A 23,746-nucleotide genomic window follows, 5' to 3' on the forward strand; every position below is an offset into this window, starting at 1 on the left:
CCTTTCTTAATTTTTTGTATAAAAATAACACCTAGCATTTGACCAGATGCCCAAAAGATGATAAAATATTTTTGTTCAGAAAAATTTTATCAATTGGGGCTGGTCGTTAGTGGCTAGTCTCTTTTTCTGTTGTAATTTCTGAACGAATAGTATATAATGAACTTAACAAGAGAACCGAAAGCTAGGTCAAGGCTAGCCGTCTCGGTCTTTTGGAAACTAAAAAATAGTCGTCCTACTCATGCCAAAGAACAAGGACGACTATTTTTTATTGTCGTGGTACATTAGAATAGCAATAACTAATCCAACAGCTGAAATAATTAAAGATAATTCCTCATATGTACTCATATTATCACCGCCTTTCTCTGTGAGCGTAGACGGTTAGCCATGTCGCCCCTTCGGTTCCCCTGGTAAGTTCATTATACAGTTATCATTGTACTTGAATGTCGAAATAAGTCAATAAAAAATCATTGCCCCATCCTACTAATAATGTTATAGTCTTGGATGGGGTTAAATGAGTTCAAAAACCGTTTGGTCGTAATGTAAAACGGTGAATAGATTAAGAGACTGGTTGTTGGACTGGTCTCTTTTGTTTGCCTAACAACTGTAATCCAAATAATTAAATAATATTCTTTAAATTTTCAAAATCAAGTATACTACTATATAAGTTTGGTAATTTATAGTATTCAGAAAATGGAACATATTTATTATTCCAAATACAGTTATAATCGCACCATTTGGATAAAGACTGTTGAATATTTTTTATTTCAGCAGATGCTTTGTTATATCGTTTTATTATTTTGTTAATTTTTTTGTTTTTTACAGAAAAATTATTGTAATTTATGTTAGATACTAACGATATTTTTGAAAGGATTTTAGTATATTCTTGCTTTACAGTATAATCTGTTAAAAAAGAGTAAAAATCGCTATAGTTATTATAACTTTTGTCTTTATAAAAGTTAATGTCGGATAAAATTGAAAATGATTTTAAATTATTATAGATACTAATTAATCTTTCATGAAGGCGCATTATATCTGACCTTATATCTTTTTTTGTTATTATTGTTACCCTAACATGCCTTTTTTTATAAGTAAGGTTACTCGAACAACTGTAAGCAATTTTTTTAGCTTTAAAAACTCGGTTTTTATATTGTTTCAAACAATGATTAATCCATGTCTTATTTGAAGCATCTCTTTTAAATGATTTTTTTATGATTTTCAAAGCCTTTTTAGGAAGTTTACATTTTTGGCCTTCATATAATGTAATAGAATAATTTCCTTTTTGGTTAACTTTAATTGTAGTAACTTTTGCATTTACAGTTACATTTATTGAAAGTAATATAGATAATAAAATTAAAAATGTTATTTTTTTATTCATAATTTTTCCTCCTGTAAATTAAATAATAAAAATAAATGAATAAATATAATATACAGTTAATTGATAATATTCGTCAAGAAAATACTAAGAAGTTCCAGATTATTTTTTCAAAACTTAAACATAATTATAATAAATTAGTTAAGAGGAGAAATAAATGGAACTAAGAATATGGGAACTAAGAAGAAGTAAAAATTTGTCAATAAGAGAATTAGAAGAATTGAGTGGAGTAAGCAAATCAACAATTAATATATTAGAAAATAATAATTTTCCACCAAGCATATTAGCATTAGAGAAAATAGCAAGTGCTTTAGAGTGTTCTGTTAAGGATTTATTTAAAAATTAATTGGTTTTGTCCCATATGGGAGACATTTTGTGTCAAAATATTTACAATTTTATCCAGCGTACTTATAATTATTACAGAGTAAAAAACGGAGGGGATAAAGTATGTATAGAGTGAATGTTTTATATAGATATTTTTTAGACAATTATTAGCGTGGTTTTAGGATTATGCAGTAATTGTTTTTATTTTGCGTAAAAATAAGCGTTAATAGTAAAATAAATGGAGATGAAGAATAGTGGAGTGCAAAAGAGTAGAAAAGAAAGAAACAGATGATAAGTATATGAGTATGGTTACTCATTTAAATAGTGTAAAAATAGAATTTTGTGATGTTATAGAAGAACTATCCTTCGATGAACGTTGTAGTAGTATTGTAGAATACTTAAATGCTCATAAAGTAAGCGACAGAGTTGAAAAATTTTTAATAAGTTTAGTAATGTAATTTTATTACATGTTAAGGCTCAAGGAGAGATATCCTAGAGCCTTTTCATAATTGTGGGCAATGTCCACGATTTGTCCACGAAAACAAAGTAAAACACGGTAAAAAGATGTAAAATAATAATATGTGTAAGAAAAAAGTTTCCTCAAATTCACTGCAAATAGTGTATAATGGGTAAAAATGAGCAAAGTGGAATAATGATAAAATCAAAAATATTTATATACGGTGCATGTGGAGTGTGTCGTATTGATGTCACGTGTTGAAAAGTAGGTGTGTAGAAGGGCTCTGATTTCAAGGGATTTGTGGCATTTGAAGGACAGTTTTTCAATGTTAATAATCCTGCCAAATGCCTTAAAATCAAGGCTTTGGGAACATATCAAATGGCATAATTAAGTTGACAGAATGACTTTAGGGGTGGGTTGTGTAGACAACATTGTTGTAGTTGACAGGATTGATGCATAGACTAATCACCATCTGGGGAAAACTAATTAATGATAATTAGTCGAGAACGGATAGGTGAGAAAATATGGCAAATAATCCAAAGGTTCATTACATTCCTGCAACCCCACTGAAGCGAGAAAAGCGAGTCGGGATTTACTGCCGTGTGAGTACAAACAGTATGGAATATCTCCAAAGCCTGATTGCCCAGATATCACATTTGACAAGATTAATAGCCACTGTATTACAATGGCTTTTGTCAGATGTTTATATGGATGTTGCGACAAGTAAGACAGGTTCATCACGAAAAGAGTTTAGCCGAATGCTGGAAGATTGCAAATCACATAAGCTGGAGATAGTAATAACAAAAGATGTCAGCAGGTTTGGAAGAGATACCGTCGAAGGTTTAGAGGCCTTTAACCAATTAAAAGCGTTAGGCGTTCGTGTGATATTTGAGGGAAATAGCTTAGATACCGCAAATACAAGTAGCGATTTGATGGTGGCTGTAATTGAGTCCATTGCACAAGTTGAAAATGAGTCCAGAAGCGAAAATATAAGATGGGGTATTAAGCAACGGGCAGCACAGGGAACTTCAAAACTTTATGATAGAAAATGTTACGGTTACAAACATGATGAGGATGGTCATTTAGTTATTGACGAAGAAACAGCTAAAAACGTTAAACTGATATTTGATTTGTATCTCCGTGGGCAAAGTGTTGTTGGTATCATTAAGGAGATTGAAAAACGGAAAATTTTATCACCCACAGGAAAGGCGAAGTGGTGCAAAAGAAATATTGATGTTATGCTGAGTAATGAGAAGTATACTGGTGATGTCAAATTTTTGAAATCTGGTAAGAGCGAGGTTCATTATTTGGCATCGGGAAATAATCCTGCTATAATATCAAAAGAAGTTTTCGAGGCTGTGCAGATGGAGAAAGGACAGAGGAGTAATGTGATAAAGGATGGGAATGAAAGAAAGCGGAAAAGTGAGAAGTATAGTTCAAAGCGTAAAGAATAGAAGAATGGATGTGTTAGTAAAATATAAATTAAAGAGATGAAAGCAATTTTAATGTAAAAGATATAAACAAGAAGCTTAAATTGAAAAAGGAGAATATTAATGAGTAAAAGAGTATTTGTTTCAGCAGATTGGAAAGAGCCATTTGATTCACATAGTTGGGATAAAGAGGTGGTAGATAGAATAAGAAAATGGAAATATGATAGCCGTTATGGTGTGGATTTGATTTGTACTGATGATGTACATAAAAGTGTTACTGAAAATTCAGACTGTCGCCGTTGCGATATAAAGGAAGAATGTGGAAGGTATATTAAATCAAGTAGTGTTGTTATTTTTGTTGTGGGAGATAATACTGCGAGCAAAAAAGCTGGGGCTTGCGATAGTATATCATGTTCTCCAGCTTATAGTGGTCAACAAAAATCATATTGTAAATATTTTTATAATAAAAGTTTTGCCAATCCATTTTCAGGAGGCAGGGAAATGTCTTATCTACAGTATGAAATAACAACTGCAGTATTAGCAGGAAAAAGCATAGTTTTGGTGTATAATTCAGTTTATAGGCAAGAAAGTTGGATACCAGGTTGGTATAAAAGTTTGTTAAGAAATTGCAATGTAAAAGAATTGTGCCGTGTGGCTTTTTGGAAAGATAATAGTCACACGCAGGATTGTTATCAAGATATCAAAAGTTATTTACAATAAAATGGACGGTAGTGTTCTTAATTTTGTGTCTATCCTTCCTTTCCTTATTCCTTAGGCCGGGTGTGGGCAGCGCCCACGAAGCCTTGTAAATACTGGAAATTTTGGCAATAACCAATGCTGGAAATTAAAGGTAATATAATTTCAAAGACACAAAACTAATTACACCCTCAAATGGACTGTAAATAGTCATATAGAAAATTATATTTATTAAGGAGAATAATTATGGTTTATAGAACAAGAACATATATTGCTGCTGATTGGACATCAGATAAAGATGCTGTTGAACAATTAAAATATTGGAATAACAACAAACATTGGGGACTTTCATTTGGAGATGCACATGAACTAAGTCAATGTAAAAGTGATAGTACTAATAATTGTAACATTAAGAAAAATTGCTCTCAGAATCTTGAACATTCAAAACATTTTGTACTTATTATTGGAGAAAATACAAAAGAGCTTCGTGCAGGTTACTGTATGTATTGTAAAAACTACAATGAGTGTGAATATACATATAAAACAAATAAATCTTATGTTGAGTTTGAGTGTGATTATGCAATAAGAAATAGTTTACCGGTTATTGTTCTTTATAATTCAACAATGATAGATAAAAGTAAATGCATTGATTCAGTTGTTAATATTGCTAAAGCTCATGCGAGAATGGTTAAGCGAGGGACGGATGGCAAATATTATTGGGATTATCAAAGTGTTAAAGCAGCATTTGATAAATTAGGGGATTAGTATGATGAATCATATAAAATATGCAATTTCAAGATACTCATTTTGGCTTAGTGTATTTGCTACTGTAATAGGAATTGTTGCGGTTGTACCAATTTGCAACTGTATAGCAATATTTGCAGTTATATTATGCTTTGCTTTGCCTTTTATTATTCCATTCATTGCTTCTTATCGCAAACAAAAATTTACTATTAAGACAATTGGGAAATCAAAGGTAAGTTTTGAGTTTGGTGATTTGTTTAATGAAGATTATATAGTTATAACAACCAATAGATATTATGATATAAATCCCACAGGTCAATATATATCTGAAGACTCTTTACTGGGAATGTATGTACAAAAATTCTGTAGTAACCATATTACCGAGTTGGAAGAATCGCTTAAAGCACAATTAAGAAGAGATGCAGAAAATAATATAATACCTGCTCAGTATGGTGAGTACATCAAAAAAGAAATAAGAGGAAAAATAGTATATTTTTTAGTTTTTACTGACAGAAATAAAAATAATCAACCTAAGGATTTTTACATACAAGCTGTTCAAGGTTTCTTTAATAGAATTGTAAATGAAAACCATGGCAAAACAATATGTATTCCATTATTAGGAGGTAATAACAATCTTAGCGACTCTGGTTTTTCAGATAATGTGATGTCATTTATAAGTTTGATGGCTATGATAAATAATTTTGAAATAGTTAATCAACGTTCGGAATTGAAGTTGAAAATTGTTGCATTGTCAAAAGAACGTTCGGAACTAATAGATATAGTATCAACCTATACTAAATAAAATTATATACAGGTTGGGAATTTTAAAATAGCCTAATCAAAAGTTGAAAATTGATAAGATAAAAAAGCTGTCGAAATCCCACGAAATAAGACTTTCATAATTTATTGATATGTTTGCGAATAGCCTAATTATTACACGTTGAGTGTGTCGTGTTGATGTCACGGGTCTAAAGTCAAGTATGTGAAAAGGCTTTGGTTTCTAGGAATTTGTGGCATTTAAGCGGGATTTTACGACGTTTTCAATCCTGTCAAATGCCGTAAAATCAAGGCTTAGGGAACATATAGAATGGGATAGTTGAGTTAACAGAATGACTTTAGGGGTGGGTTGTGTAGACAGGATTATCGTGGTTGACAAGATTGATGAATAGAAAAGAAAAATGCTAATTTGATACAAGGGATATAAATAGAATAGCGGATAAAATGCAGAAAGAAAGGCTTTTGATACATTGGGGGTGACCGAAAGCCTTTATTATTTTTGTTTGTTGCAATTGTTATAAGAAAAGCGGTAGAATTGGCAAATGAAATAGGTTTTGAAACAATCACGCTGAAATTGCTTGAGGAAAATCTGAACGTTCAGCCGCCGTCGCTTTACAATCACATCAAGGGTATCGACGATTTGCAAAGGGAGATCAAGCTTTTTGGTTGGAAACAGGTGGAGGCGGAAATGCTTAAGGCAGCGGTGTGTGTCAGCGGATATCAAGCGTTGGAAGCGATATGCCGCGCATTTTATAAGTACGCTGCCGAAAATCCCGGCGTTTTTAACACTATGCTTTGGTACAATAAATTCCAAAACGATGAAACGCACGGAGCTACCGAAAAGATGTTTTCGATGATATACAAAACCTTCACGACGTTGAATATCTCAAAGGAAAACTGCGACCATCTGATAAGAACGTTCCGAAGTTTTTTGGAAGGTTTCGCATTGCTGGTCAATAACAAAGCGTTTGGAAATCCCGTATCAATCGAGGAAAGCTTTAATATCTCATTACAGGCTTTGATTGCCGGGACAAAAATATTTGAAGAAATTGATGATAACCAAGATGGATAAAAAAATAAATGTAGCAGTTCTGGGAACGGGCTTCGGGGTATACCATACGGAGTTGTATTCGCAAATGTCGGACGTAGATAAAATAATCGTGTGGTGCAGAAACACAGATACATTAAAGAAGCTGCAAAGCAAATTTCGCTTCTAGGTCATCGATGATATGAAAACGATACAAAGCTGGTCGTATTCTTAGATGAAAATTTTAATAATTGCGGACTGCTCAGACTTAATCTGAGGAGTGATTACAAGACCGAAAAACATATTGCGGCTATTCTTGACATTATTGTGCCGAAAAAGAAAGAGCTGTTCGAGTGCGATTGGATTGCCACAAAAGCGATACCTGCCGCGGAAAGCCGCATTTCGGCTTTGAAAAAAGTACGGGTTCGGGTTATCGGAAGAAGTCATTATTGGATTTGATGGGACAAAACACGGTTTTTATTATACTTTGGAGGTATAGATTATGATAATTGAAAAGTGCAAAAAAGAATCCTTTGTCGTAATTGGAAAAGAAAGTTCAACGTCGGACGGAGAGGGCTTTATTCAAAATCTGTGGAATGATGCTAATGCCCATTTCGGAGAAATTCAGAATCTGGCGAAAAAGGATGAAAACGAAAACCTCGTTGGAATCTGGGGTGCTATGTCCGATTTTTCCCGTTCCTTCCAGCCTTGGGAAGACTTCCGTAATGGGCTTTATCTTGCGGGAGTAGAGTGCAATGAGAACGCGGAAGCCCCCGATGGCTGGACAAAATGGATAATTCCCGGCTATGAGTATATCTATGTGGAACGTGAAAATGACGGCGTTTTTCCGGAAGTAATACAATATCTGCAGGAGCATGACATTGCATTAGTCGGAGCCGTCCATGATTTTACGTGCCCTCAGACCGGGAAAGGATATATGTTTTTCCCGATAAGGAAGTTGTAAAAAAAGAGAATTTATGGAGGAAAACAGAATGAAATCTATCTGCGGAATTGATTGTACGAACTGTGAATTAAGCGGCGCTTGCAGCGGGTGTGCAGCAACAGGAGGTCAGCCCTTTGGAGCGGAATGCCTTGTTGTACAATGTTGTAAAAGAGGAGAGACGGTGTTAGACACATTGAAAAAGAAGCTGATAGCGGCATTCAATGCGTTGCACATTCCAGATATGGAAGAAGTAACAGAGCTGAATGCGCTGAAAGGTTCCTTTGCCAACATCGAATATGCCTTTCCCAACGGTCAGGTTGTAAAGTTTTGGGATGACAACAGGATTTATCTGGGGAACCAGCTACATAAAAAGGACAGTGACAGGTGTTATGGGATCATTGCTGATGAAAAATATCTCATGGTGTCTGAGTACAGCGACTATGGAGCTGATGCGGAAATTATTGTGTTCAAACGATGGAACTGAACAGCAAAAACAGGAGTTATTGAAAGGAGAACAGACTTGAAAATTGTACCTACGCTAAATTTTGGAGGGAATTGTCGGGAAGCAATTCGAATGTATGAAAAGGCATTCGATGGAAAGATTAGTTGTATGATTACATACGGAGAAGCGAATGACCCGACATATGTTCCCTTGCTTCAAGAATATCAAAAAGAATATATATACCATTCGGAACTTGTATTGGGCAATCAAAGAATCATCATGAGTGATCATATGGATATTGAATTTGAAACGTGCTATTCCAATTTTATCACTATTATGTATGATACAAAAGAAGAAGTGCAAAGAGCATATGAAATCATGAAAGAAGGAAGTAAGACAATATATCAAATAGAAGCAACGCCCTACAGTTCTTGCCGGGTTGTTTTTGTTGATAAATTTGGAATTCGTTGGGGAATTATGACCGAGCAGACAGAGCGATAAATTTCCATTTATCGGAAAGTTGTAGAGAGCGTAAAATCGGAATTGGAGGTTATTTGTTTTTTACTGATAGTTTGCTAGAATACCAGAATGCAGCAAAAGGAATCTTCTGGCGAAAAAATAAAAGAATGGAGGGACGTCAAGTGAAAAGCTCAACATTAACAGCACAATTTCCCTGCGACTGTAAAACGGTCTGGGACATTGTTACAGATAATGAGAATTTTGAATGGCGGAGTGACTTGTCCAAAATTGAAATCATTGATAATAGTTGCTTTGATGAGTATACAAGGGATGGGTTTGTAACACATTTTCGGATTACCGCAAAAGAGCCATACCGAGAATACCGCTTTGATATGGAAAATCAAAACATGAGAGGGCATTGGAGCGGCATATTTGAGAGCTGCGATGGTGGTACGCAGATTACTTTTACAGAAGAAGTCCAGGTGAAGAACCCTATTATGAATCTGTTTGTAAAGGGATATCTGAAAAAGCAACAGGCTAAGTACATTACTGATCTCAGAGAAGTGATAGGAAAATTATAAGCTTGTGATGGGTTGTATACGGACAGTTTGCAGATAGATCGCAGAAATTTTTTAATAAGTGAAACCTAAAGTAATAACGGAGGTTTCGATAAAAAACGCATAAATCTGGGAAGTAGAATTTCTGAGTTTCCATAAAATTAACTTAGTTGATATTGCATTTGTAGTACGGCATAATAAAACTATCTGCTATAACAATATAGTTTGTTCCGTGAATAATTAAAGAATAGAGGAATGCTGATGACAATATATAAGACTTCAGAGGTTGCAAGTATTATGGGAGTACACCCAAATACTGTCCGCTTGTATGAAGAATGGGGGTTAATATCCAAACCGGAACGCCTCGAAAATGGTTATCGTATATTTACAGATCTTCATATCCGTCAAATGCAGTTGGCTCGTATAGCCTTTCAGATTGAACTCTTGCAAAATGGATTGAGAAAGAAAATAGTCGAAACGGTAAAGACTGTTGCAATCGGTGATTACATAGAGGCAATTCGTTTAACAAACGAATATATAAATATGATTGATAAAGAGTGCTTTAATGCGGAAGATGCAATTAAAATAGTGCAGAACATTTTGCATGGTGAAGAAACTATTAATACTGTTTCTATGAAACGAAAAGAGGTTTCAGAATACTTGGGTATATCGATGGATGCCTTACGGAATTGGGAAATGAATGGTCTATTAACGGTAAAACGCAAAGAAAATGGTTATCGAATTTACACAGATGATGATATAAAACGTCTGAAAATTATTCGTTCTTTGAGGTGTGCAAATTACTCCCTTGAAGCTATTTTGCATATGCTTCGGCAATTATCACAAAACCCTAATACAGATATTCGTTATGCATTGAACATTCCCAAGCAAACAGACGATATTATTTCAGCTTGCGATAGACTTATCCTTTCTCTTTCAAAGGCAAAGAAAAATGCAAAGACTATTTTGGATATGTTATATGAAATGAGCAAAGAAATAGTTTGATCTGATAAAAATCAGTGTTGAATTGTTGCTTTTTAAAATGAATTGTGATGAATTTGTGTTCATATTATGAAAGTTCGTCTTTATAAACCCTCCACTTTACCACCAATGTTAAGATTGGTGGTAAACTTTTATTTGTAAAGGAGGTAATTGCTATGCAGGAAGCGATTAAAGTTGAGCATTTATCAAAATCTTATGGAAATTTGAAAGTGATAGATAATCTTAATCTATCAGTCAAATCCGGTACAGTTTACGGTCTGCTTGGGGCAAATGGGGCTGGTAAAAGTACAACTATCGAATGTGTATTGGGAATAAAGAAAGCAGATACCGGTACAGTTTCTATTCTTGAACATGATCCTAAAAAAGATAGGACTCATTTATTTCAGAAAGTGGGTGTACAATTTCAGGAAAGCAGTTATCAAGCGGAAATTAAAGTTGGAGAGCTGTGTGAAGAAACATCGTGCCTCTATAAGAATCCCGCTGATTGGCAAAAGCTATGTAGGGAATTTGGAATTGGAGACAAGCTGAAATCCGAAGTAAAGAATCTCTCAGGCGGTCAGCGTCAGAAACTATTTATTGTTCTTGCACTCATTCCGAATCCAGAACTGGTATTTTTGGATGAGTTAACAACAGGACTTGATACAAAAGCTCGCAGAGAAGTATGGAAAATGTTGTCCAAATTGAAAGACGAAGGATTAACAATTTTTCTAACATCGCATTTTATGGATGAAGTAGAGGTTCTTTGCGATGAAATATGTATTTTAAAGAAAGGTAAGGCTGTGTTTTATGGAACAGTAGACCAGGCCAAAGAGCAAAGTGGTTGTACTAATTTTGAAGACGCATATCTTTATTTTTCTGGTGAGGAGGCAGAGGTTGAATGAATTCTTTTAAAACGCTTTTAAAAAACGAACTGAAACTGAATATTAGAAATATGAATATGGTTATTTTTGCAATCATAATTCCCGTTATTGTTTTGATTGTCCTGGGGTTCATTTATGGATCCAAACCAGCTGCGGTAGGAATGGATTACACTTTTCTTGAGCAATCTTTTGGCGCTCTCTGTACAATTTCAATTTGCGCAGGGGGATTGATGGGGCTTCCGCTTGTTGTATCCGAATATCGTGAACGGAAAATTCTGAAACGTTTTTGTGCTACGCCTGTAAGCCCAACAAAATTATTAGCAGTGGAATTTACGATTTATGTTTTATATTCAATTGCTTCTATGCTTATCTTGTTTTTGGCAGCAGTGGCGTTTTGGAAAGTAAGGTTACATGGTAATTTGTTGGCGTTTTTGGGTAGCTGGTTTCTTACGCTTATATCAACTTTAAGTATTGGTATGATGGTGGGTGGTATAGCCAAAAACACAAAAACAGCAAGTATGATTGCTTGTATCCTCTATTTTCCAATGTTGATTTTTTCAGGAGCTACACTTCCTTTTGAGGTAATGCCCGAAATTATGCAGAAAATTGTAAGTGCCTTTCCATTAACACAAGGTATACAGCTTATGAAAGCAACTTTTCTTGGGTTACCGGTGAGTTCCGAAGCCGTAACGCCTATTTTGATAATGTGTGTTATTACTATATTATGCTTTGGAATTTCGATTCGTTATTTCAAATGGGAGTAAGATAAGAATATCAGAATAATGAGAGGAGTGGAGGTGATAGCATCGGACGGACACTGATTGTAGAGTTTACGGAGCGAGATGGTTCAGCATTTGATGAAGTAATGCAGGTTTTAAATCAGCATTCAAATTTTGAACAACTTCAGCTTAAAAATATGCCGTTGCTGTCGCTTCCAGGACTTGATATTTACCCTGGTCGCCGAAAGGTATATCGCAACAGCAATGAGATTAATCTTACAACAAAGGAATTTGACATTTTTTATCTGCTGGTGATAAACAAAGGACGGGTTCTTGCATATGACCAGATATATCATAAAGTGTAGAATGAGGATACCATCGGCAATGAAAAGAATGCTGTAAAATGTCATATCCGTAATATTCGTGACAAACTGGATGCAGTTATGCCCAAAGCACCATTCGTAATAAAATGTGTCCGTGAAGTTGGGTACTGTTTTGAAGTGAATTCTGAATAATGTCAATATAAACAGCGGTTTGAGAAATCTGCCGCTGTATTTTTTTGTTTTTTATGTGTCGAAACTTGCGTTTTCCTACACCGTTCTTACTCCGTGCCTACACTTTCGCTAGTTTGGCTGCCAGTCTTTTTGCTACGATGTTGATTGCTATAAGAGTATCAAATAACTCTTCATCAGCGGTATCAATAGGACTGGCAGAATCTCTTATGTTAGTGATCTTCCTAACCTCGCTTTCCGATTGGCTCTGTGCTTTTTAAATACCTAAGGGAAAATCAGAGGTGTAATTCCAGATTTTTGCAAATAAAAATGCCAGACCGTTTTCACTATATGAAAAGGAAGCGATTTGGTCTGGCACAAAAAAGATTAGCAGTTAATCCTGCTGACCGTAGTTTTATAAGTACATGATGCTATGAGGCTTGTTTGGGATAATATTGATACTTTGTTCTAAACGTTTCATACAACTAATATTTCCAGAAATTCGCTGCTTAGTAGTATTAAAGCGTTTAGCAAATATCGAAATTATTATACGTGTATCTTGTTTTCCATACATCTTAATGTAGTTTTCAATGGCTCGTCTGATCTGATAATTCATTGATTAATCCTCTTATAGGTATATACTGCGCGGCGTTTAATTGTATGATCTGGTATAAAACGAATACCGAGTTCCGGATGTTCAGTAATAAAATTGTAGAAGTATTTTCCAAGAGCACCAGCACCATCTTCTCTGCTCATGGTCCAGTCATCGCCATAAACATCTGGAAGAGTAAATTCTGTATCTTCGAAGTTACCTTCTTTAATTCTTCTTACAGCTTCATCAACAGTAAAGATGGTGGTATCATCAAATAATTTGCTGCGAATGTAATCTTGGATGTTCATGTGAGCATCCTGGGCTGCATTTTCAAGTTTAGTGTAGTATTCATCGTTTAAAGCAAATCTAACAGTTGGCATTAGTCATTCCTCCTTATTATCTCACTGAATTACATTCAATGCTCTTAATGTGATTATAAGATAACATACAGAGCGTTGAATGTAAATATCTTTTTTAAATAATTTTTTATAATACTCCTGAATCCAACTTGGGAATTCCCCTCAGGAAGTTGAGGAAGGTAAAACTTCTATCTTTTAACGAAAGGAGAAGGTCGGATGAACGCTTACAGTTTGAATCAAGAAGGATATCCTGATCCAACTGCAACGAAGGCTGTCGCTGCAGCAACTAAGGCAGAAAAGAAGTATCGTCCTTTGGTTTATATCTGTTCAAAGTATTTAGGTGACACTGTCGCCAATATGGAAGCAGTAAAGCACTACAGCAGATATGCAGTGAACTAGGGTGCCATTCCGCTAGCACAACATCTGTTGCTTCCGCTTTATATGAAGGAAGAAACAGAGCGCGGCTTAGCGATGTTTATGGATATGGTTTTCCTAGGCAAGGTGGATTAGTTCTGGGTATTGGGTGATGAAGCAGAGCCGGGAATGAAGGCTGAGATTGCTAAGGCAAAGAAGTACCATAAGACAATCAGATATTTTGACAAAGAGCGCAGAGAAACGAACACAGGGATTTAAGCAGGAAGCAGTCAAAAAAGCTCATATCTGTGCTTACTATAAGGATAAACGCAGAAGCAATGACAATTTCATTTCATCTAATCTAATGTCAAAGCCATGGATATCGACAACGACCATACAGATGATCCAGCAGAGTTTATTACAGAATCAAAGATGGACGAGCGTTTTCCGGATATCAATTACTGTTTGGTGCCTAGCCACCATTACATGTTAGAAAAAGGCACTCATTCTTCTGCGCCAAGATATCATGTTACGTTCCCAGTTGAGGCAATCACTGTTGCTGCACAGTACGTAAAAGTGAAAGTGCTGCTTTATAAGAGTTATCCATTCTTTGCTGTAAATGCTCTGGAGGCAGTTCGTTTCTTGTTTGGTATGAAGGTTGGGTGAACATGACTGATGAGCCTGATGAGGGGTTCGATGCACTAGCGCACAGTGGTTCTATTTTAGGAGGAAGTCGTAATAAGACACAGTCGATAAGGATGAAAAAGATGATTATGTATTATCTTTTGCACCAGAGGATAGCAGTGTTAAGAATGGTAATTCAGAAAAAGAAGAAGTTGATAACATGCTATCAGAAGGCACTGGAAAAGTAAGATTAGATTCACAGACAGTAACAAACATATACAATGAAAGTGAAAAAGAAAAAAATGTAATTGCAACATATGGATGTAAAGGTGAAAATACAAATTTATCATAGATGTATATTATAAAGTTTCAGATAAAGAGGAAAACATCTATCGATTTGATGATTGTGGACGTTTGGTTTTGATGGAAGAAAGTAATGGTACTTTTGCTTACATACAAAACAACGATAAAAATGGAAAGATAAATTGTGTTAATACATCAAAGGGACATGAAGCTAAATATTTATATAATGAAAACGGTTAATTAGTAAAATTACAGCAGCTCCTGACAGTGATAAATCATATAGTTATGAATATCAGTATGAGAATAATAAATTAATTAAAGTTACGTTTGTAGGAACAAATGCAATAAAACAGAGTACAAATACGTTTATAATAATGGAAATAGAGGAAATAAGATAGAGGAAAAGAGGATGATGCAGGGAGAGTAATCCAAAATATAAAAAGGAAGTTAAAGCATCTGTTAAATATTTAAAGTATTTTGGAAATAAAAAGGTAAAAAGGTAGAAGTTAAAATATTAATTTTTAAGGAGAATCGAATTATGAAAAATAGAAGACAAAAGAATGTATGCGTAATAATTGCGCTTTTGCTAGTAATATTATCTTGCATATTTGTAGGAACGTCTAAAAGTGTATATGCAAAAACAAAAAATGGTAATGATGTAAAAGAACTTGAAAAAATAATATCAGTGCAGAAGAAAAGAGGTGCAAAAGTCAGCACAAATTTGAATAATAAGAAGCAGTATCAATGGAACAAGAAAACAGGCAGGCTGCAAGGTATAAACTGGCATAAAAAGAAGTTAAAAGGGAAAATTAGTTTTAATAAACTTAATGGATTAAAAAGCATTTATATTTCTAAAAATAAGGTAACAAAAATATATGTAGACAAACTTAAGAAGCTTGAAGTGTTAAAATGTACAAAAAATAAGTTAAAAAAAATAAATGTTAAACGAAATAAAGCATTGTGGGCGTTAAATTGTTCGAACAATAAACTTGAAAAGTTGAATGTGATAAAGCATAAAAAATTAGAGGAATTAGATTGTTCACATAATCGTTTGAAAAAATTGAAATTTGATAAAAGTATGCAAGAGTTATTTGAACTAGATTGCTCATACAATAAGATATCTTCGATACATATTGATGGCTTAGAGGTGTTGGAGCATTTGGATTGCAGTCATAATAATATGAAAAAGCTGGTTTTAAAAAATCTTGGAGCTATTTTCATATATTGTGAACACAATAAATTGAAGTATTTGGATTTTTCAAATCTGAATGTTATAAGATTAAATTGCTCCCATAATAAACTTGAATCATTAGAGACTTATGATGCAGATTGGTTAAATTGTTCTTATAATAATATAAAAGAATTGAAAGCAAATCGTAATAGTTTAACATGGCTCAAATGTGACCATAATCAACTAACTAATTTAGATATTGTTAAGATATGTGATGATTGGTCAGAAGCATTATATTGCCAGAATAATAATATTTCTTTACTTGACTTTACCGGAATTATGGAGATGAAGAAAGTTGTATGTGATAAGAATGTTGAATTAATTGGACTTACAAACAGAACTGAAATAATAAGAATAAATGGGATTCAAACATTTAGTAAGGAAGAAACAACTAAATATTATCCGACAATGTTTGAAAATAGAATATACAACAATCAGGTAGCGTATAGCTTTGAAAACGGTATTTTGACAGTTTCAGGAACAGGTGTTTTGGATAACTCTTTTGTTAATAAATATCAGGCGACGGATATTAAAAAGGTAGTTGTTAAGGATGGAATTGTAGGCTTAGCAGACCGATGCTTGCAGGGATGCTATAACGTTTCATCTATTGAAATTCCGGAAAGCGTAACGGAAATTGGTAATCGGGCTATATGTGCTAACTATATGAAGGAAGTTACGATTCCCAAAAGTGTAAAAAAAATTGGTGAAAGAGCTTTAGGTGATAATGATTATGATAAGGTTACTATGCCTGCCACAGTAGAAGTAGATTACTTGTCTTTTGAGGAAGAAGATGCACCAGTATTGTACAAAAGTGCAAAAGAACTATATTTAAATACTGAGTATAATCCAAAGTTAAAGAATGTTTTTTATGCAAAGAACATTCATACATCGCCAACTGATAAAAAGTATAAGAGCATAAACGGATATGTTTACACTAAGAATGGAAAAACTTTGGTTCAGGTTCCGGCATTGGAAAAGAACGTTGTAATAAGAAAGGGTTGTACAACTATTTTGGCATCTTCTATTGGTTATTTTCGTCTTACAGGGGATGGTGAAGAGTTTACTTATTTAAACCCTACATCAATTACAATTCCCAAAACGGTCAAAACTGTGAAGGATGATTTGAAATCTTTTAGTGTAACATTTAGTAAAAGGGTAAAGTGGAAACTGAAAACTAACAAGCTTAGTGGAAGAAGTATTGAAACGCTCTGTGCTTTGATGATAACGAAAAATGAGACAGAATTTTATAAGTTAAAGAATGCCAAAATCAAACAAAAAGGAAAGATGGTTATTACAAAGGACGGAGTGTTGCTTAGATATACCGGAAAAGCAAGTAGTGTAAAAATTCCAAAGTATGTAAAACGAATTGGTCAGCTAGCATTTTGTGGTACAAATATAAAAAAAGTAACATTAAATAAGAATTTAAAATATATTGGGAAAAGTGCCTTTGAGTGCTGCATATTTTTAAAGAAGGTAAAATGGAATAAGAAACTTAAAAGGATTGAAGAATATGCATTCTCAAATACAGATGTCAAGAAAAAGAAATTTTCAAAGAAGACAAAAGTAGAAAAATATGCATTTTGGAATGGTTGAGGAGGAACATCTAAAAGCGTATATGCAAAAACAAAAAATATTATTTTTGCTACAAAATACAAATCGGATATTGTTATTAAGATTTTATGATGATTATTAGCCCGATGCAGCGAATTGTTATAGAAATTGATGGGCAATAGCATTATGTAAAATAAAAAAGTCCTTTCAATTATCGTGGTTCAGAGAGGAAAAATTTTTGAATGAATATATAAAAAAGTGTTGCGTTGCCTTAACAATCATGTTCCATAATGAATAATGTTAGGAGATAATAAATTGAATAATTCAAAGAAAATATATACATTTAACACAAGTGATTCTGTGCGATATTCGGTTATGAAATTAGGTTTTAATTTGTCTGATAAAGAAGTATTTCATATGATTTCGGATGCGTTTGAATTGCTACAGAAACAGTTGTCCATAAAGAAAATACAGTATGAAAAATTGAAAGGTGCACTGATACCGAATCAGGATAAAGATAAATTTGAGACATGCCTGATTATTGATTCAAGTCAAATAGAAAATGATAATTATGGTCAGTATGTTTTTGAAAAACTTTTGCCTTTGCTTGATAAAGAGAGTACATATAGTATTTTATGTGGCGACTATATAGATATTTTACATGGTAAATATGAATCTCAATTGCGGTTAAGACAAGCCTTAAATGAAGTAATATATCGCTGCAATTGTTCGAGATATCAATATAGTGGACAATATTATTTAATTTATTTTAATCGGTTAACAGGAAATCAACGTTGGATGATTGTAAAGGAATTGTTAGAATATCCCTGGTTTACAGGATTTGCAGATTTAAGTCACAATTCATTATTTAAAACATATATATCAAATATCCTGTGCAAATTTTGCATAAAGTGTAAAAATAAAATAATTGTATCACATCCGGAGGATTGTTCTGACGACGAGAATGTTAATGTCTATGGTTATCCATTTGAAGAAAATAAGTTTTCTCTTGTAAGCATAAATGATAATAGTTTTGACTCCTTTTTAAGCTACAAGATAGAAACAGAAGTTCCGGATACCGAGGATATTGGTTTTTCTTTTAATGCGTTATTTCCTAAATTTAATTCATTTGAAAAGGTGAGATTGAGTATAAAAGATGAAAAATGGGATAAATATCTCACTGATAAGGAAAAGGGGAAAGGAATCATTCTTGAAAAGTTAGGATACAAAATAGAGGATAAAGAAAAATTTATTAGAGAAATATATAAAAAAATCTGTTCTAACTATTTATATAATTTAACAGAAAACCAGTATGGAGATTTAATCTTTGATGTGTGTGTTGAATTGCAAACAATAAATGGGCATTTAAGAAAGACAATAGTTGCACTAAAATATTTACCGGATTCCGGAGAAATGCAAATTGTTACAATAACATAGCGAAGAGAAATCTTTGCTGTTTTTTATGAAAAAAGCAGATAACGGGAATCGAACCCGCCTTTCCAGCTTGGGAAGCTAGCGTTCTACCGATGAACCATATCTGCACAAAAAGATTATAGCATAAATATTATAAAAAGTTAAGTAGGATAGAGAAAAGGATGCATAGCTTAGCGTAATGCCACACTGTTGTTTGCCTTGATACACACAAATGATAAATAAAAAGATATATTTTATTGCTATTTTTGTATGATGGCAGTGTAAGTCAGATGGAAAAAAATGTGAAATAAAAGAAATTGACCTATATATTACATAATGTTAAAATTATAAAGAAAGTATGCCAATCAAAGCAATAAAGTTGAAAATGAAAATTAAAAAAATAAAGGCGAGAGTGCCTTGAAAATATAAAATAAAAATGAAAGGAGTTAGGGAATGAAAAAATTTACAAAAAGAACTGTAGCTGCCGCTTTAGCATTCATATTAACAGTAACCCCTGTTTTGGATGGACATTTTTTTAGTAATAAAGAAGTCCAGGCAGAACAGATCGGCAGTTTATCAGACAAAGTAACAGGAACATGGTCCTATTGGGATGGAGACAAAGACGTTGTTCAGACAAATGCAATGCTTTTGGATAAGCTTCCAACAAGGAAAAATCAGGGTATTACAAGATGGACGACAGAAAACTATGACAATAGTACCGGGGCTATTGACATGGGAGGATGGGGAACCTCACTTATGTGGAATTATTCATGTCAGGATAACTGGGGAAATTCTACATATGCGATTCCTATGTCTTATAAGGCTACTGCGCAAGGTTTTTATGTTGTAAAGCCTTCGACGGTGAGAATAGAAACAGCGCTTTTAATGGAGCAGCCGGAGAATGGAAGTTTAACAGACTTTGTTATTGGACCCGCATTTACGGCAGGTAGTAAAAAAGTAGATAAAGTTACAGATTGGACATATGATGTTGTTTTTGAAAATAGTCAAGACCCATCAATACAGGTGAAATCAACGATTGTACAGGGAAGTCCGTTTAGCTACTATCAGGCAACAGGGACACAACAAATGAAGATAATGCGAATGCGCTCATTACCTTCTTCTATTTCATATTACAATGGCACAACTGTGGAAAATTCTACTATGCTTGTATTGAAAGTGTTTGATAATCAGGATGATTCTACAGGGTATAGTAATTATGATTATTATGCAATTTATGTTCCGGAAGGTACAACATGGACAAAGTCAGCGGGAACGGGTTACGCAGATGATGGAATCGGAACATTGACAGCAAATTTCCCAAGTGCGGAAAAATCATATATGTCGTTTGCATGGTTATGCGAGTCAAAGGGACCATCAGATGCAGAAGCAGAAAGTATTGCAAAAGAATACGAGAAATATGCATACAACTTTATTACAGGGACAAAGGCATCATATACATATGACAGTGAGACAGCGACTGTAACAACAAAGTATCAATATACAATTGATAAAAAAGTAGCAGACGCAGAAGATGGCACTATTATGGGAATACTTCCACATCAATATAAAAATATGAGTGGATATACATATCTCAATAACACAGCAAGAACAATCAGAGGTAACATGAAATTTTTAACAGGAAGTTCCTATGAGACAAATCTTAAGTATACAGGAATTTTACCTTCAATGATGCCTATTTATGAAACAGAACATGCTACATTACAGGGATATGTAAATGATTTTATGGAGAAGTATGGACCTACGGACACAGCAGTGACAAAAGAAAAGTATTCTGCAAATACATATGATTCAGGAAAAAAATTAAATAGAGCCGTTCAGGTAATGGCTGCTGCGGAAGAATGTGGCGACACAGAGAATGCAGAAAAGCTATTAAATGGAATTAAAGCTGAACTGGCGGATTGGTTCACTGCCACAGGGGAAGAAAACGACAAATACTTCTATTATGATGAAGAGGTAGGAAGTCTGTTCGGATTTCCACAGTCATATTATTCGGTAGATGGTATACAGGACCATCATTTCCATTATGGATATTTCATAAATGCAGCTGCACAGGTTGCATTAAGAGATTCTTCTTTTGTACAACAGTATGGAAATATTATTGATGAATTAATTGCGGATTTTGCAACGACAGAAGAAAATAATCCAAATTCAAGATATCCGCAGCTTCGATATTTCTCACAGTATGAAGGACATTCCTGGGCATCAGGTCATGCAAATTTTGCGGATGGAAATAATGAGGAATCAAGTTCAGAAGAACTGAATGCATGGGCAGGTTTGATTTTATATGGTCAGGCAACCGGTAATGAAAAACTTACAGAAACAGGTATTTACTTATATACTACAATGGTATCCGCAGTAAACTGCTATTGGTTTGATATTGATGGTGATGTGATTGACTCGAATTTCAAACAGCAGACCTCATCGTTACCAAAATATATACAGGCATCTATGGTATGGGGTGGAAAATATGGATATGAGACATGGTGGACAGCAGAACCATTACAGATTCAAGGAATTAATATTCTTCCTATGACAGCTGCATCTTTTTATGCGTCAAGAAATAAGCAATACATTTTGGACAACTTTGAGACGGCACAGAGAAATGAAGCAGCATATACCGGAAATGACAAAGATATAAACCGGTGGAATGAAATTTGGAGCGTGTATCTGGCTATGGCGGACCCGGCAAAGGCAATAGAATATTTTAACGAAGATTGTGAGCCGGAAGCGGGTGATTCGAAGGCACATGCTTACCATACAATTATGGCGTTTGATAAAGCCGGAACACCGGATTTAACAGTGACGAGTAATGCTCCATTGAGCAGCGTATTTACAAATGCAGATGGAGATAAAACATATGTTGTCTATAATGCGGGCGGTGAGGATAAGACCGTTACATTCTCAGACGGAACAACCATTGAGGCAAAAGCCGGACAGATGAATACTATTTCCGGTGCGGATGTAGTGGGAAGAGCTGCTTATACGGTAGAACATTATATACAGCAGGAAGATGGAACATATATTCTAAATTTAAAAGAAAACAAAACTGCTAAGGTTGGAAGTGAGGTTACGGCAAAAGAAAAAGATTATAAAGGATATATTCTTGACGAGACTGTAGCTGGTGCAAATAAAAACGGAGTTGTTACAGAGGATGGAAATTTAGTATTAAAATTATATTATAAAATAACTGAATTAAAAGAGACTCCGATAGGTACCGACCCGTCACTCTATAAGAAAATAGGAAGTTATAACGGAGTGGATATTTTCTATTATCTGATTCGTGACGATATTGGAATCAATATAGAGTTGTTAGATGCAAATGAAACTTTTTATATTTCATATAATGGAACTTATACAAATGCAAATACATCAGGTTATTTAAATAATGTAGAAACACCTCAAAATATCTACACAGGTGTTTATAAGTTCCAGACAAAGACTTTAGTAGTGGATTCTTATAATACATTAAAGATTAAAGGGAACGATGGAAAGCTTGTGACGATGATTATCAAATATGGTAATCCTACAGGCGAATTAAATATAGAGGATTCTGAAATTGAAGTGCCTACACAACCGGCGAACTTGCCTACAGATATTCTTTCATTGGTATTGGGGACTACAGCAAACAATTCTGTCATAGTAACATTTAGAGAAAGCCAGATACAAAAAGAAAAGGGGCAGACTTACAATGTGTATGTAAATAATAAAAAAGTATTGGCAGGAATAGATGCGGGAACTCATGTAATCAATGAAGTTTCAGCAGGTACATGTACGGTTAGAGTGACGGCCTTGCTGTCAAATGTGGAGTCAAAAGGTGTAACCGCTACAATAAAAGTTTCAGGACAAAAATATGAAGAGACTACAACAGGTGGAGAAAATCCACCAACAGTTGAGCCTACAACGGATGGAGACAATCGACCGACAGTTGAGCCTACAACAGATGGAAAGAATCCGCCGATAGTCGAGACTACAACAGCTGGAAAGCATTCCACAACAGTTGCTCCTGCGACAAAGATTAAAAAACCTGCGAGGGCAAAGATTAGAAAAGTCAAGGCTAAGAAAAAGGCAGCAAAAAAGATTAAACTTTCTCTCAAAAAAATAAAGCGTGCAAAGGGTTATCAGATAGCCGTTTACAAAACAAAGAAAAGTGCTAAAAAGAGTAAAAAAGCACTTATCAGGAGATTTGTCAAGAAACGCAAAGTGACGATAAAATCAAAGAAACTTAAAAATAAAAAGAAGTTGTATATTAAGGCTCGTGCTTATGTGTTAAATACTAAGGGCAAGAAAGTTTATGGAAAATGGTCTAAGATTAAGAAAGTAAAAATAAAGAAATAAGGAGGATGCTGACAGTATGCCTACAGAACGTGAAAAAATGCTAAATGGCGAATATTATGACTCTGGGGATAAGGAGCTAGTGGAGCTTCGTCAAAAGGCACATAGGCTTTCTCAGCTTTATAATGAAACTTTTGAAACACAGGAAACAAAAAGAAAAGAGATTATGGATGAACTACTACCTAATAAGGGAGTAAACTGTTCACTGCAGGGGCCGGTTCAGTTTGATTATGGTGTATTTACATCTATCGGTGATAATTTCTATGCAAATTTTAACTTTATAGTTCTTGATACCTGTCCGGTGACAATTGGTGACAATGTCTTCTTTGGACCGAATTGTACAATAGCTACGCCACTACATCCTTTTAATCCTGTGGAGCGTAGAATTAAAGTCCGTGAGGACGGTACATTATATGATTTTGAATATGGGAAACCCATAACCATTGGAAATGATTGCTGGTTTGCTAGTAATGTTGTTGTATGTGCGGGGGTAACCGTCGGTGACAATTGTGTAATTGGTGCAGGTAGTGTAGTGACCAGAGATATTCCTGCCAATAGCCTGGCTGCCGGAAATCCTTGTCGCGTGATACGAAAAATTAATGAATAAATTATTATAATTATTCGACAGAGGCAGATAAAGCATATGAACTTTATCTGCCTCTGTTT

General features: G+C 34.4%; 25 protein-coding genes and 1 tRNA gene. 23 read left to right on the plus strand and 3 right to left on the minus strand.

Going from position 1 to position 23,746, the window contains the following annotated elements:
- Window positions 1–616: 616 nt before the first annotated feature.
- On the minus strand, window positions 617–1,375 hold the full coding sequence (locus tag Q5O86_RS04535) for a hypothetical protein (protein ID WP_302625962.1): 759 nt from the start codon (window positions 1,373–1,375) through the stop codon (window positions 617–619).
- Window positions 1,376–1,529: 154 nt separating this feature from the next.
- On the opposite strand from Q5O86_RS04535, the gene Q5O86_RS04540 reads away from it, so the two are divergent.
- The 16 genes from Q5O86_RS04540 to Q5O86_RS04615 all read left to right on the plus strand — a co-directional run bounded on the left by Q5O86_RS04540 (window position 1,530) and on the right by Q5O86_RS04615 (window position 12,324).
- Window positions 1,530–1,718: a helix-turn-helix domain-containing protein gene (locus tag Q5O86_RS04540; protein WP_302625963.1), complete on the plus strand. Its 189-nt coding sequence runs from the start codon at window positions 1,530–1,532 to the stop codon at window positions 1,716–1,718.
- A gap of 232 nt (window positions 1,719–1,950) precedes the next feature.
- A complete protein-coding gene (locus Q5O86_RS04545; RefSeq protein ID WP_302625964.1) occupies window positions 1,951–2,154 on the plus strand; it encodes a hypothetical protein in 204 nt (67 codons plus the stop codon).
- Window positions 2,155–2,677: 523 nt separating this feature from the next.
- A complete protein-coding gene (locus tag Q5O86_RS04550; RefSeq protein WP_302625965.1) occupies window positions 2,678–3,607 on the plus strand; it encodes a recombinase family protein in 930 nt (309 codons plus the stop codon).
- Window positions 3,608–3,706: 99 nt separating this feature from the next.
- On the plus strand, window positions 3,707–4,303 hold the full coding sequence (locus Q5O86_RS04555) for a hypothetical protein (RefSeq protein WP_302625966.1): 597 nt from the start codon (window positions 3,707–3,709) through the stop codon (window positions 4,301–4,303).
- Between the two features lie 222 nt (window positions 4,304–4,525).
- The gene (locus Q5O86_RS04560; protein ID WP_302625967.1) at window positions 4,526–5,044 is read left to right on the plus strand and encodes a molecular chaperone Tir; all 519 of its coding nucleotides are present in this window, start codon (window positions 4,526–4,528) and stop codon (window positions 5,042–5,044) included.
- Between the two features lies 1 nt (window position 5,045).
- On the plus strand, window positions 5,046–5,825 hold the full coding sequence (locus Q5O86_RS04565; RefSeq protein WP_302625968.1) for a macro domain-containing protein: 780 nt from the start codon (window positions 5,046–5,048) through the stop codon (window positions 5,823–5,825).
- 510 nt (window positions 5,826–6,335) lie between these two features.
- Window positions 6,336–6,872 carry a TetR/AcrR family transcriptional regulator gene (locus tag Q5O86_RS04570; RefSeq protein ID WP_302625969.1) on the plus strand — a complete coding sequence of 179 codons (537 nt, stop codon included), beginning with the start codon at window positions 6,336–6,338 and terminating at the stop codon, window positions 6,870–6,872.
- Between the two features lie 457 nt (window positions 6,873–7,329).
- Entirely contained in the window at window positions 7,330–7,791 is a 462-nt protein-coding gene (locus Q5O86_RS04575; RefSeq protein ID WP_302625970.1) for a GyrI-like domain-containing protein, read from the plus strand.
- Window positions 7,792–7,804: 13 nt separating this feature from the next.
- Window positions 7,805–8,254 carry a DUF3795 domain-containing protein gene (locus tag Q5O86_RS04580; protein ID WP_302625971.1) on the plus strand — a complete coding sequence of 150 codons (450 nt, stop codon included), beginning with the start codon at window positions 7,805–7,807 and terminating at the stop codon, window positions 8,252–8,254.
- Window positions 8,255–8,290: 36 nt separating this feature from the next.
- Window positions 8,291–8,713, plus strand: a complete 423-nt coding sequence (locus Q5O86_RS04585; RefSeq protein WP_302625972.1) for a VOC family protein — start codon at window positions 8,291–8,293, stop codon at window positions 8,711–8,713.
- Window positions 8,714–8,853: 140 nt separating this feature from the next.
- Window positions 8,854–9,252 carry an SRPBCC family protein gene (locus tag Q5O86_RS04590; protein WP_302625973.1) on the plus strand — a complete coding sequence of 133 codons (399 nt, stop codon included), beginning with the start codon at window positions 8,854–8,856 and terminating at the stop codon, window positions 9,250–9,252.
- Between the two features lie 237 nt (window positions 9,253–9,489).
- On the plus strand, window positions 9,490–10,233 hold the full coding sequence (locus tag Q5O86_RS04595) for a MerR family transcriptional regulator (protein ID WP_302625974.1): 744 nt from the start codon (window positions 9,490–9,492) through the stop codon (window positions 10,231–10,233).
- A 152-nt stretch (window positions 10,234–10,385) separates the two neighbouring features.
- On the plus strand, window positions 10,386–11,111 hold the full coding sequence (locus Q5O86_RS04600) for an ABC transporter ATP-binding protein (RefSeq protein ID WP_302625975.1): 726 nt from the start codon (window positions 10,386–10,388) through the stop codon (window positions 11,109–11,111).
- Window positions 11,108–11,854 carry an ABC transporter permease gene (locus Q5O86_RS04605; RefSeq protein WP_302625976.1) on the plus strand — a complete coding sequence of 249 codons (747 nt, stop codon included), beginning with the start codon at window positions 11,108–11,110 and terminating at the stop codon, window positions 11,852–11,854. The genes Q5O86_RS04600 and Q5O86_RS04605 overlap by 4 nt, the downstream gene beginning before the upstream one ends.
- A gap of 101 nt (window positions 11,855–11,955) precedes the next feature.
- Window positions 11,956–12,174 (plus strand): hypothetical protein, encoded by a 219-nt coding sequence (locus Q5O86_RS04610; protein ID WP_302625977.1) that lies wholly within the window; start codon window positions 11,956–11,958, stop codon window positions 12,172–12,174.
- A gap of 12 nt (window positions 12,175–12,186) precedes the next feature.
- Entirely contained in the window at window positions 12,187–12,324 is a 138-nt protein-coding gene (locus tag Q5O86_RS04615) for a winged helix-turn-helix domain-containing protein (protein WP_302626011.1), read from the plus strand.
- 588 nt (window positions 12,325–12,912) lie between these two features.
- On the opposite strand, the gene Q5O86_RS04620 is transcribed toward Q5O86_RS04615, so the two are convergent.
- Window positions 12,913–13,272, minus strand: a complete 360-nt coding sequence (locus Q5O86_RS04620; RefSeq protein ID WP_302625978.1) for a DUF1413 domain-containing protein — start codon at window positions 13,270–13,272, stop codon at window positions 12,913–12,915.
- A 195-nt stretch (window positions 13,273–13,467) separates the two neighbouring features.
- On the opposite strand from Q5O86_RS04620, the gene Q5O86_RS04625 reads away from it, so the two are divergent.
- The 5 genes from Q5O86_RS04625 to Q5O86_RS04645 all read left to right on the plus strand — a co-directional run bounded on the left by Q5O86_RS04625 (window position 13,468) and on the right by Q5O86_RS04645 (window position 18,751).
- On the plus strand, window positions 13,468–13,650 hold the full coding sequence (locus Q5O86_RS04625; protein WP_302625979.1) for a hypothetical protein: 183 nt from the start codon (window positions 13,468–13,470) through the stop codon (window positions 13,648–13,650).
- A 623-nt stretch (window positions 13,651–14,273) separates the two neighbouring features.
- The gene (locus Q5O86_RS04630) at window positions 14,274–14,477 is read left to right on the plus strand and encodes a hypothetical protein (protein WP_302625980.1); all 204 of its coding nucleotides are present in this window, start codon (window positions 14,274–14,276) and stop codon (window positions 14,475–14,477) included.
- A gap of 172 nt (window positions 14,478–14,649) precedes the next feature.
- Window positions 14,650–14,772, plus strand: coding sequence for a hypothetical protein (locus Q5O86_RS04635; RefSeq protein WP_302625981.1), 123 nt, complete (start codon window positions 14,650–14,652; stop codon window positions 14,770–14,772).
- Between the two features lie 298 nt (window positions 14,773–15,070).
- Window positions 15,071–17,356 (plus strand): leucine-rich repeat protein, encoded by a 2,286-nt coding sequence (locus tag Q5O86_RS04640; RefSeq protein WP_302625982.1) that lies wholly within the window; start codon window positions 15,071–15,073, stop codon window positions 17,354–17,356.
- Window positions 17,357–17,629: 273 nt separating this feature from the next.
- Entirely contained in the window at window positions 17,630–18,751 is a 1,122-nt protein-coding gene (locus Q5O86_RS04645) for a hypothetical protein (protein ID WP_302625983.1), read from the plus strand.
- 33 nt (window positions 18,752–18,784) lie between these two features.
- Here the strand turns inward: Q5O86_RS04645 and Q5O86_RS04650 are convergent.
- Window positions 18,785–18,855: transfer RNA gene (locus tag Q5O86_RS04650), tRNA-Gly, on the minus strand.
- A gap of 325 nt (window positions 18,856–19,180) precedes the next feature.
- Between Q5O86_RS04650 and Q5O86_RS04655 the strand changes: the two genes are divergently transcribed.
- Together Q5O86_RS04655 and Q5O86_RS04660 are read left to right on the plus strand one after the other, a co-directional pair.
- On the plus strand, window positions 19,181–23,083 hold the full coding sequence (locus Q5O86_RS04655) for a glycosyl hydrolase (protein WP_302625984.1): 3,903 nt from the start codon (window positions 19,181–19,183) through the stop codon (window positions 23,081–23,083).
- A gap of 16 nt (window positions 23,084–23,099) precedes the next feature.
- Window positions 23,100–23,687 carry a sugar O-acetyltransferase gene (locus Q5O86_RS04660; RefSeq protein WP_302625985.1) on the plus strand — a complete coding sequence of 196 codons (588 nt, stop codon included), beginning with the start codon at window positions 23,100–23,102 and terminating at the stop codon, window positions 23,685–23,687.
- The last annotated feature ends 59 nt before the right edge of the window (window positions 23,688–23,746 follow it).

The sequence above is a fragment of the uncultured Eubacterium sp. genome, assembly GCF_937958975.1.
Classification (GTDB): domain Bacteria; phylum Bacillota; class Clostridia; order Lachnospirales; family Lachnospiraceae; genus Eubacterium_G.